Below are 11,028 nucleotides of genomic sequence, written 5' to 3' on the forward strand. Positions count from 1 at the left end.
GGGGACATGACGTCACCCACCCTTCCCACGGGCGCCGCCGAGCGCCGCGGCCCGCTGCGTGCGGGCGATCGCGTGCAGCTCACCGACGCCAAGGGACGCCACCACACGATCATCCTCGAGGCCGGCAAGACCTTCCACACGCACCGCGGCCAATTCACCCACGACGAGATCATCGGCCGCCCCGAAGGCACCGTCGTGACCAACACCGCAGGCTTCGACTACCTGGTGCTCCGCCCGCTGCTGAGCGACTACGTCCTGTCCATGCCGCGTGGCGCTGCGGTGATCTACCCCAAGGACTCGGGCCAGATCATCCAGATGGCGGACATCTATCCCGGCGCGCGCGTGGTCGAGGCCGGCGTGGGCTCGGGGGCGCTGACCATGTCCCTGCTGCGCGCCGTGGGAGACGGCGGCTCGCTCACCTCGATCGAGCGTCGCGAGGACTTCGCCGACATCGCGCGCGCCAACGTCGAATTCCACTTTGGTGGCCCGCACCCCGCCTGGGATCTGAAAATTGGCGACTTCGCCGACCGCGTCGCCGAGGTCGGCGAGGTGGACCGCATCGTGCTGGACATGCTCGCCCCGTGGGAGAACCTCGACGCGGCGGCCGATGCGCTGGCGCCTGGCGGCGTGCTGCTCGCCTACGTCGCGACCACCACCCAGCTGTCGCGCCTGGCGGAGGCGCTGAAGGACCACGGCGGGTACACCGAGCCGCAGGCGTGGGAGTCGATGGTGCGCACCTGGCACCTTGAGGGGCTCGCGGTGCGCCCCGACCACCGCATGATCGGCCACACCGGCTTCCTGCTCACCACGCGGCGCATGGCCCCCGGCGTCGCCGCGCCCCTGCGCAAGCGTCGCCCCGCGAAGGGCGCCTATGGCGAGGAGGACTGGTCGCCCGAGGACCTGGGCGAGCGCGCCGTGTCCGACAAGAAGATCCGTCGCGTGCGTCGAGACGCCACGCGCCCCGTCGCCGAGGAGGGCGAGAACTGATGGTGTCCGAGGGACAGGACCGCACCGCAGCCCTGCAGGCGCGCAACGCCGAGCTTCAGCGTCTGCTGGAGACCGCACGCCAGTCGCTGGGGGAGATGCGCGAGAAGCTGGCCGAGGCATCGGCCCCGCCCCAGACCTTCGCGACCTTCGTCCAGTGGTCGGGCGAGCATGCCGACGTCATCAGCGGTGGCCGCCGCCTGCGCGTGGCGGTCCTGCCGGGCGTGCCGAGGGACCTCACCCCCGGCGACGAGGTGCTCATGAACGCGATGAGCGTGGTCGTGGGCGTCGCCGAGGCCGAGAAGGTCGGCCAGAGCGCCCTGGTGCGCGAGGTGCTCGACGACGATCGCGTGCTGGTGGTCGCACGCGGCGAGGACGAGCGCGTGGTCATGCTCACCGGCGGTGACGCCCGCGCGCGCCTGCACGAGGGTGACACCGTCATTATCGACGCGCGCACTGGCTTTGCGACCGAGCGCGTGGACCGCACGGGCGTCGAGGCGCTGCTGCTCGAGGAGGTGCCGGACGTCGACTTCGACTCGATCGGCGGCCTCACCGCGCAGATCGAGCGCATCCGCGACGCCATCGAACTGCCACTGCGCCACCCCGACCTCTACCGCGAGCACCGCCTCAACCCGCCCCGAGGCCTGTTGCTGTACGGCCCCCCTGGCTGCGGCAAGACCCTCATCGCGAAGGCGGTGGCCCACTCGCTGGCCGATGCCGTGGGCGCCGACCGCTCCTACTTCCTGTCGGTCAAGGGTCCCGAGCTGCTGAACAAATATGTCGGCGAGACCGAGCGGTACATCCGCACCATTTTTGAGCGCGCCCGTGCCAAGGCCCACTCCGGTGCACCCGTCGTGGTGTTCTTCGACGAGATGGAGGCGCTGTTCCGCTCGCGCGGCACGGGCGTGAGCTCCGACATGGAGACCACCATCGTCCCGCAGTTGCTGACCGAGCTCGACGGCGTGGAGCAGCTGGGCAACGTCATCGTCATCGGCGCCTCGAACCGCGAGGACATGATCGATCCGGCCATTTTGCGTCCCGGTCGCCTGGACGTGAAGATCGAGATCTCCCGTCCGGACGCCGCGAGCGCGCGCGACATCTTCTCCAAGTACCTCACCGAGGATTTGCCGCTGTCCGCGTCCGCGATGGAGCGCGGCCGCGGCGACGCCAAGGCCGCCGTGCGCGAGCTCGCGGAGCACGCGGTGGACCGCCTCTACGCCGACCCGGCCAATAAGGCGCACATGTCGGGCGCGCTCGTGCGCAACGTCGTGGACCGCGCCAAGACCCTCGCGATCAAATCGGTCATCCTTGGCGGCGAGCGTGGCCTCACCGCCGAGCACCTCGAGCGCGCCTGCGAGCAGGAGCTAGCCGAGGCCCGCGCCGTCGCCGCCTCGACCCTCAGGGAGGGCTGAGCGTGCGGGTCGTCGGCATCGAGACCGAGTACGGCATCGCGGACCCCAACCGTCCGCAGGCCAATCCGATCCTCATGTCCTCGCGCCTGGTGGAAGCATGCCGGGGCTGGGCGGACGGTCACACCACCCGGTGGGATTACGGCGGCGAGGATCCGCTCCAGGACCAGCGCGGCGAGCGCCGGGACCGGGCCACGGCATCGGCCGACCTGCTCACCGATGCTCACGAGTACCGTCCCGAGGACGGCGCCGTGACGCTGCGCCGCCGCCGCGGCTCCTGGGAGGACCCCGCGCACCTCAACGCGGTCCTCAGCAACGGCGCGCGCTTCTACGTGGACCACGCGCATCCCGAGTACTCGGGTCCCGAGGTGCGCTCCGCGCGCGACGCCGTGCTGTGGGACGCGGCAGGCGACCAGATCGCGCTCGCGGCCGCCGCCCGGTATGCCGAGGACGAGGACGGCCGCGTCGAGCTGTACAAGAACAACGTCGACGGCAAGGGCTCGAGCTATGGGACGCACGAGAACTTCCTCGTGGAGCGTTCGGTGGACTTCGCCGAGCTCGCGAGCAGGCTCACCGCGCACCTGGTGACGCGTCAGATCTTCACCGGCGCCGGTCGCGTGGGACTCGGTCAGCGCAGCCAGGAAGCCGGCTTCCAGATCTCTCAGCGCGCCGACTACATGGAGGCGGAGCTGGGCCTCGAGACCACGCTGCGTAGGCCCATCGTGAACACCCGCGACGAGCCGCATGCGACCAGGGCCCGGTGGCGCCGCCTGCACGTGATCATCGGCGATGCGAACTGCCTCCAGGTGCCCGTGCTGCTCAAGGTCGGCACCACGGCGCTGGTGCTGAGCGCCATCGAGGCCGAGGACGAGCGACTGGACGCCCTGGTGCTCGCTGATCCCGTGGGCGCCGTAAGCCAGGTCTCGCGCGACCTGACCCTGCGATCGCCGTTGCCGCTCGCCTCGGGGGAAAGCGCGACCGCGCTCGAGATTCAACGCGCGCTGCTCGAGATCTGCCGCTCCTACGCGAGCGACGCGGACGATGCGCTGGTCATCGCCCGCTGGGAGGCCGTCCTTGAGGCACTCTCGCGCGACCCCATGGAGGCCGCGGCCGACGTCGAGTGGGTGGCCAAGCTTCGCCTGCTGGGGCGCCTGCGCGACAAGCATGCGACCGTGGATGCGGACGGCGTCGCGACGCCACTCGCGTGGGACGCGCCGCTGCTGAGCGCGATCGACGTGCAGTGGAGCCGCCTGGGCGACGGCTGGGCCGCACGCCTGGCAGCCGCGGGGCAGACGACCGCGCTCGTCGACGCGGCAGAGGTGCAGGCGGCGGTGAGCCGCGCGCCCCAGGACACCCGCGCCCGGCTGCGCGGGGGGATCGTGGCACGCCGGCCCGACCTCGTCGACGCCGCGGGATGGTCCTCCGTGGTGCTCGATCTGGAGGGCGACCACCTCGAGGTGGTCCACCTGGACGACCCCCACCGCTTCTCGCATCCGGTACTCGACCAGCTGATGGCGTAGCCGGGTACGAAGCCCGGCCACGGCATCGGCCGCACCCGGTCTAGACTCGCGAGCATGGGTCAGACATTCACCTCAGGCCAGCCGTACGAAGACGACGCGCCCGAGCCGGCGCCCGCTCCCGCCAAGGCGGAGAGCACGGACGCGCTCGACTCGCTGCTGGACGAGATCGACGACTCGTTGCAGACCAACGCGGAGCAGTTCGTACGCTCCTTCGTGCAGAAGGGCGGGCAGTAGCCGCGAGCACCACCGGCTTCGCGACCGACGTCCCGCCGCCGCTCGAGGTCGCGCCCGCCCGGCGCATCTTCGGGCTCGAGACGGAGTTTGGCCTGCATCTTGACGCGCCCAGCGCGCGCACGGTGACGCCCGAGGAGGTGGCCGGCCACCTGTTCCACTCCGTGGTGCGCTGGGGTCGATCGTCCAACGTGTTTCTCACCAACGCCTCGCGCCTGTATATCGACGTGGGCGCGCACCCCGAGTATGCGACCGCAGAGTGTGACACGCTGACGGACCTCATCGCCTCGGACAAGGCCGGCGAGCGGATCGTCCAGGCACTGGTCGCCGAGGGTGAGCAGCGCCTGCGCGACGCGGGTGTGGACGGCACCATCCACCTGTACAAGAACAACACGGACTCGGCGGGCAACAGTTACGGCTGCCACGAGAACTACCTGGTGCGCAGGCGCGCGGACTTCCGCGCGTTCGCCTCGGCGCTGCTGCCGTTCCTCATCACCAGGCAGATCGTCACCGGCGCGGGCACCATCACCCGCACCCCCGAGGGCGCGCACTACTCGTTCAGCCCCCGCGCGGACCACATGTGGGAGGGGCTGTCCTCTGCGACCACCCGCTCGCGACCCATGATCAACACACGCGACGAGCCGCACGCGAATGCGGAGCTGTACAGGCGCATGCACGTCATCGTTGGCGACTCGACCATGGCCGAGTCCACGGCGCTGCTCAAGGTGGGCGCCACCGACCTCATGCTGCGTCTGATGGAGGCGCATGTGCGCCTGCCGGACCTCACGCTCGCCAACGAGATGCAGGCGATCAGGGCCGTGGCCCATGACCTCACCGGCACCGCGACCGTGGAACTGTCCGACGGACGCCACCTCACCGCCGTGGAGATCCAGCAGGCGTACCTCGACGTGGTGCGCTCGCAGGTGGGCAATGTCATCGAACGCACCGCCGAGGTTGACCACATCCTGGACCTGTGGGAGCGCGGCATCCGCGCGGTGCGCGAGCAGGACTTCTCGCTCGTCGACACGGAGCTGGACTGGGCCATCAAGCATCGCCTGATCGAGCGCTATCAGGCGCGGCTCAGCTGCGGCCTGGGCGATCCCCGGCTCGCGCGGCTCGAGCTCGCCTTCCACGACGTGTCGCCCGAGCGCGGCCTGTATCACCGCCTGGTGGCGCAGGGCCTGGTGCGCACCGTCGTCGAAGACGAGGCGATCGAACGCGCGCGGACGGTGGCACCGCAGACCACGCGTGCGCGGCTACGCGGTGCCTTCGTCGAGGCGGCCGCCGCCTCGGGTCAGGACTACACCGTCGACTGGGTGCACCTGAAGCTCACCGGAGCCAGCAAGACCGTGCTGCTGAAGGACCCGTTCCGCTCCGAGGACTCCCGCGTCGACACGCTGCTGGAGTCCCTGGGAGCGGACGAGCGCGGCTAGACTCGAGCCTCCCCACCCCTCGTTCGGAAGGACGTCGCCATGCGTCGTTTGCTCGCCTGCGCCCTCGGCGCGGTCGTGGCGCTGTCCGCGTGCACGGGGACCGATCCCGACCCGTCGGTGACGGCGTCACCGGTGGGGGACATCGACCTCATCACGGTGGGCCAATCGGAGACGCTCGCCCCGTCGCTGACCTACGACACGGGCCTCGACTACCCGCAGGAACAAGCCAGCGTGCTGTGGAACGGCGAGGGTGCTCCGCTTGAGGACGGCCAGCCGCTGCTGCTCGACCTCTACGGCGAGTCGCTCACCGACGCCACGCCGGTCGTGAACACCTTTGACGGGCTGCCGCAGTCCTTCGTGCTCACGGAGGAGTCGCTGGGCGAGGCGCTCTACGAGACGCTCGTCGACCTCAACGTGGGCGCACGCGTCCTCACGGTGTCGCCGGGCGACGGCAGCGCCGACCAGCCCCCGGTGGCGATCGTGATGGACGTGCGCTCCGAGGCCGCGGTGGGCGACCAGGTCGCGGCGCCCGAGCGTATGCCGTCCGTCACGATGGACGCCGACGGCGCTCCCATGCTGGAAATCGCCGAGGACGCGCCGACCGTGACCGACCTTCAGGTCGCAACCCTCATCCGCGGCGTGGGACCTCAGGTGACGCAGACGTCCCGCGTGCTGTTGAACTACTCCGCCTTCTACTACACGGACGGCGAAAACGACGAGGACGGCGAGTGGGCCGCAGGCGACCTTTTCCGCTCCTCGTGGGGGACCGACCAGGAGCCCCTCACCGTCGATATGGACGCCGGGCAGGCCGTTCAGGGCCTCACGCAGGGCATCCTTGACCAGACCGAAGGGTCTCGTGTGGAGATCGTCGTTCCTGGGTCGATGGGATATCCGTCCCGTGGCACGATGGTGGTCGTCGTGGACATCCTCGACGTGTGGAACTCGGAGGAATAGTGGGCGCTGCCGTCAGGGTGATTCCCTGCCTGGACGTCGATGCAGGACGCGTCGTCAAGGGCGTGAATTTCGTGGAACTTCGCGATGCAGGCGACCCCGTCGAACTCGCCGCCGCGTACGGCGCCGCGGGTGCCGACGAGGTGACGTTCCTCGACGTCACGGCGTCCTCCTCGGACCGTGCAACCACCTACGACGTGGTGGGACGCACCGCGGACCAGGTGTTTGTGCCGCTGACCGTCGGCGGGGGAGTGCGCTCTCCCGAGGACGTCGACCGGCTGCTGCGCGCGGGGGCCGACAAGGTGGGCGTCAACACCGCCGCGATCCAGCGCCCCGAGCTCATCTCCGAGATCGCCGCGCGCTTTGGCAGCCAGGTGCTGGTGTTGTCCGTCGACGCGCGCCGCTGCACGGGCGACACCGTGACCGAGTCCGGCTTCGAGGTGACGACGCACGGCGGTCGCCAGGGCACCGGCATCGATGCCGTCGAATGGGCCCGGCGAGGCGCTGAGCTGGGCGCCGGCGAGATCTTGCTGAACTCGATGGACGCGGACGGCACCAACGACGGCTTCGACCTCGAGATGCTGGCGCGCGTGCGCGAGCAGGTCACGATCCCGCTGATCGCCTCGGGAGGCGCCGGGACCGTCGAGCACTTCGTCGAGGCGGCGAAGGCGGGGGCCGATGCCGTGCTTGCGGCGAGCGTGTTCCACTTCGGTGTGCTCACCATCGCGCAGGTGAAGGACCACATGCGGGCGGCCGGGATTGAGGTGCGATGAACCGCGACGATACGGCGCGGAACTATCGACTCACGGGATCGTTTAACCGCAAGGCCGTCCAACTCCTGTCCCACGCCGTGAAGACGGAGCCCAAGCGCTTCGCCATCGCGATCGGCTCCGCAGCCGCGTTCTCGCTGCTCACGGTGCTGTTCGGCACCCTCGTCGGTGACATCACCGACGAGGTCGTGATCCCCGGCGTCGAGGGCGAGCCCATTGGCGGAATCTGGGGCGACTTCACGCAGGACCCCGTCACCGCGATCTGGATCGCCGGCGCCGTGTTCCTCTCGATCGGTGTGGTCAACGCGGCGCTGGTGGGCCTGCGTCGTGGTGTTCAGGGCATCGCGGTGGCCGGCGTGGCCGCCGAGCACCGCACGGTGGTGGCCGATGCGTTGGCGAGCCTGCCGCTCGGGTGGCACCGGGCGAACCCTTCGGGACGCATGCTGTCCGCGATGTCCTCGGACTCCGAGAGCGCGACCAACACCCTGCACCCGTTCGCCTTCACCATCGGTTCGTTCGTGATGATGTTCGCCGCGGGCTGGACCATGTGGCGCATGGACCCGTGGCTGGCCGTCACCGGCCTGTCGGTGGTGCCCATCATCTTCCTCATCAACTACGCCTACGAGAAGGTCATCACGCCGCACTGGGACCTGGGCCAGTCGCGCCGCGCCGACGTGTCGACCATCGCACACGAGAGCTTCGAGGGCGGCACGGTCGTCAAGGCGCTCGGCGCGGAGGCACGCGAGACCGCGCGCTTCGCGGAGGCCGCCCGCGGGCTGCAGGACGCCGACGTGCGCGTGGGGCGCACGTCCGCCTGGTTCGAGCCCCTGATGGACCTGATCGTTCCCCTCGGCGCCGTCGCGCTGATGATCGTGGGCGCGATCCGCGCCGAGGCGGGATTCGTCTCCGTCGGCAACGTGGTGTCCTCGATCTACCTCGTCACCCTCATGGCGGTGCCGATTCGCGGCGTGGGCTGGGTGCTGGGCCAGATGCCGCAGGCGCTCGTCGCGTTTAGGCGCATCGGCGAGATCGCCCAGGCCGCGACCGAGGTCGACGAGCCGGGCCACCGCCACCTTCCGAAGGACGGCGCGGGGGCGCTCGTGTTCGACGGTGCCGACATCGGCGCCGACGACGGCGACGGCAACCTCGCGATGATCCTCAGCGACGTGTCGCTACGGCTCGAGCCCGGCACCGTGACCGCGCTCGTGGGCGCGACAGGAGCGGGCAAGTCGACGGTGGCGCTCGCCGCGTCGCGCCTGGCACGTCCTGTGACGGGCGCCATCACGCTCGACGACATCTCCCTTGAGGAGATCGCCGGGCTCGGCGGCCACGTCGCGCTCGTGCCCCAGACCGCGTTCGTGTTCGCCGGCACCGTGCGCGACAACGTCACCCTGGGCGAGGACTACGACGACGAGCAGGTGTGGGACGCGCTGAGGCGCGCCAACGTCGTCGACGTCATCGAGAAGTTGTCGCGAGACGGTCAGTCGGGCCTCGACGGCGTTCTTGCCGAGCGCGGCATGAACCTTTCCGGTGGCCAGCGTCAGCGACTGGCGCTCGCCCGCGCCCTGGTGCGGCGTCCGCGCGTCCTGGTGCTCGACGACGCGACGAGCGCCGTGGACCCGCGCGTGGAGCAGGAGATCTTGCGCGGCCTCGCGGCCGACGGACAGGGCCCGACGGTGCTGATCATCGCGTACCGCCTCGCGTCGATCATGCTCGCGGACGCCATCGTGCACGTCGACTCGGGCCGCGTGGTCGACGCCGGAGTCCACGCCGACCTGGTGGAGCGCGACCGGGGCTATCGCGAGCTGGTGCTCGCCTACGAAGAGGACTCGCGCCGCCAGGCCGAGGAAGAGGCGGGACGCATCTGATGAGCCAGCCCATGGATACCCGCACGATGTTCCGCCGCGGCTTTGCGGTGAGCCCCGAGTTCCGCATCGGCCTCGGTGTCACCTTGACCCTCGCGGCCTTCGCCGCGACCGGACGTGCGGCCGTGCCGTTCCTGACGCAGCGCGTGACGGACCTGGGGCTCATGGCACCCGGAGGCGTCAACCTCGATGTAGTCGTCCAATACGCCGCCGCCGGCGCGGTGGTGCTGGTCATCGCTGCCGTCCTCGCATGGCGCGTGCGCGTGCGCATGGTCACGGCGGCCGAGACTGGACTGGCCACGCTGCGCATCCGTGCCTTCCGCAAGGTTCACGAGCTGTCCGTGCTGACCCAAAACGAGGAGCAGCGCGGGCGCTACGTGTCGCGCGTGACCGGCGACGTCGAGACCATGCGTGACCTCATGCAGTGGACCGGCGCCGCGATGATCATCGCCGCCCTCGAGTCTGTCGTGGTGTTTGCCGTCATGATGCTGTATTCGTGGCAGCTGTCGCTCATCATCCTCGTCGCGTTCATCCCGATGGTCGGCTCCCTCATGTGGATCCAGCCGCGTGTGAGCCGCGCCTTCCAGCACGTGCGCGAGCAGATGGCGGACCTGCTGGGCAAGACCAGCGAGCAGATCGTCGGCGTCTCTACCATCCGCTCCTACGGAGTGCAGCAGCGCATGCGCGACCAGCTGCGCGAGGAAAACGACGACATCCTTGCCGCGGAGAAGAAAGCCTCGATCCTCGCGTCGGTGAACTTCTCCTCGACCGTCATCGGCCAGTCGCTCGCGACGGGCTTGGCGCTCATCGGTGGCACCATCATGGCCGTCAACGGCTCGATGTCGGTGGGTACCGTCGTCGCGATGGCGTTCCTCGTGCACCAGTTCTCCGGCCCGGTGATGTGGATCATCGAGATGCTTGCCGAGATGCAGCGCGCACTCGTGGGTTGGAAGCGCGTGCTCGAGCTGGTCGACGAGGAGGTGACGATCGCCGACCCTGGCGCGGACGGCACGCCCATCCCGCACGGCCATGGCGAGCTCGAGATGTCCGGGATCCGCCTGACGTACCCCGGCGGTCCCGAGGTCCTCAAGGGCATCGATCTCACGGTGCCCGCGGGCAAGCGCATTGCACTGGTCGGCACCACCGGATCGGGGAAGACGTCGCTCGCGCGTCTCATGTCGCGCTTCTTTGACCCCACGTCCGGCACCGTGAAGGTGGGCGGGGTGGACGTGCGCGAGGTCCCCATGGAGTCGCTGCGTCGTTCGGTCGCCGTGGTGCCCCAGGAGGGCTTCCTCTTCGACGGCTCGGTGCTCACCAACCTTGCCTATGCGCTGCCCCAGGCGGACGAATCCGAGCTGCGCGCGCGATCGCTCGCGGCGTTCGAGTCGCTCGGCCTCGAGGGCTGGGTCGAGTCGCTTCCCGGCGGGCTCGACTGCCCCGTGGGCCCGCGAGGCGAGTTGCTCAGTGCCGGCGAGCGTCAACTCGTCGCGATCGCGCGCGCGTACCTGCGCGACCCCGACCTGCTCATCCTCGACGAGGCCACGAGCGCCGTCGACCCCGCGACCGAGGTGCGCATCTCGCGCGCGCTCGAATCCCTCATGCAGGGCCGCACGTCGGTGGTGATCGCCCACCGCCTGTCGACTGCGGAGCGCGCCGACCTCGTCGCCGTCATGGAGCACGGCGAACTCACCGAGGTCGGACCCCACCGCGAACTCGTCGCCGCGGGCGGCACCTACGCGGGCCTGCACGGCGCTTGGGTCGCGCAGACGCGCGACTGAGCCACGGCATCGGCCCCCCGCCGGTGGCGCAAGTGACCACATTTGTGCCACGAAACCCACTTTCGTGGCGGAGATCGGGCGCTAGGT

At 70.0% G+C, this 11,028-nt stretch carries 9 protein-coding genes; all 9 read left to right on the forward strand.

Annotated features, from left to right (window positions below):
* The first annotated feature begins 6 nt into the window (after nucleotides 1-6).
* Nucleotides 7-987 carry a tRNA (adenine-N1)-methyltransferase gene (locus B7K20_RS11615; protein ID WP_084102685.1) on the forward strand — a complete coding sequence of 327 codons (981 nt, stop codon included), beginning with the start codon at nucleotides 7-9 and terminating at the stop codon, nucleotides 985-987.
* The gene (gene arc, locus B7K20_RS11620) at nucleotides 987-2,396 is read left to right on the forward strand and encodes a proteasome ATPase (RefSeq protein WP_084102686.1); all 1,410 of its coding nucleotides are present in this window, start codon (nucleotides 987-989) and stop codon (nucleotides 2,394-2,396) included. The genes B7K20_RS11615 and arc overlap by 1 nt, the downstream gene beginning before the upstream one ends.
* Before the next feature lie 2 nt (nucleotides 2,397-2,398).
* The gene (dop, locus tag B7K20_RS11625) at nucleotides 2,399-3,913 is read left to right on the forward strand and encodes a depupylase/deamidase Dop (RefSeq protein ID WP_234985820.1); all 1,515 of its coding nucleotides are present in this window, start codon (nucleotides 2,399-2,401) and stop codon (nucleotides 3,911-3,913) included.
* 54 nt (nucleotides 3,914-3,967) lie between these two features.
* Nucleotides 3,968-4,147: a ubiquitin-like protein Pup gene (locus B7K20_RS11630; protein ID WP_084102688.1), complete on the forward strand. Its 180-nt coding sequence runs from the start codon at nucleotides 3,968-3,970 to the stop codon at nucleotides 4,145-4,147.
* Nucleotides 4,148-4,212: 65 nt separating this feature from the next.
* Nucleotides 4,213-5,577 carry a Pup--protein ligase gene (pafA, locus tag B7K20_RS11635; RefSeq protein WP_084102689.1) on the forward strand — a complete coding sequence of 455 codons (1,365 nt, stop codon included), beginning with the start codon at nucleotides 4,213-4,215 and terminating at the stop codon, nucleotides 5,575-5,577.
* A gap of 39 nt (nucleotides 5,578-5,616) precedes the next feature.
* Nucleotides 5,617-6,531 carry an FKBP-type peptidyl-prolyl cis-trans isomerase gene (locus B7K20_RS11640; protein WP_084102690.1) on the forward strand — a complete coding sequence of 305 codons (915 nt, stop codon included), beginning with the start codon at nucleotides 5,617-5,619 and terminating at the stop codon, nucleotides 6,529-6,531.
* Nucleotides 6,531-7,301: an imidazole glycerol phosphate synthase subunit HisF gene (gene hisF / locus B7K20_RS11645; protein WP_084102691.1), complete on the forward strand. Its 771-nt coding sequence runs from the start codon at nucleotides 6,531-6,533 to the stop codon at nucleotides 7,299-7,301. Before B7K20_RS11640 ends, hisF begins: the two co-directional genes overlap by 1 nt.
* Nucleotides 7,298-9,166, forward strand: a complete 1,869-nt coding sequence (locus B7K20_RS11650; RefSeq protein ID WP_084102692.1) for an ABC transporter ATP-binding protein — start codon at nucleotides 7,298-7,300, stop codon at nucleotides 9,164-9,166. Before hisF ends, B7K20_RS11650 begins: the two co-directional genes overlap by 4 nt.
* 11 nt (nucleotides 9,167-9,177) lie before the next feature.
* A complete protein-coding gene (locus B7K20_RS11655) occupies nucleotides 9,178-10,941 on the forward strand; it encodes an ABC transporter ATP-binding protein (protein WP_159449404.1) in 1,764 nt (587 codons plus the stop codon).
* The last annotated feature ends 87 nt before the right edge of the window (nucleotides 10,942-11,028 follow it).

The sequence above is a fragment of the Demequina sp. NBRC 110051 genome, from assembly GCF_002090055.1.
GTDB lineage: Bacteria > Actinomycetota > Actinomycetes > Actinomycetales > Demequinaceae > Demequina.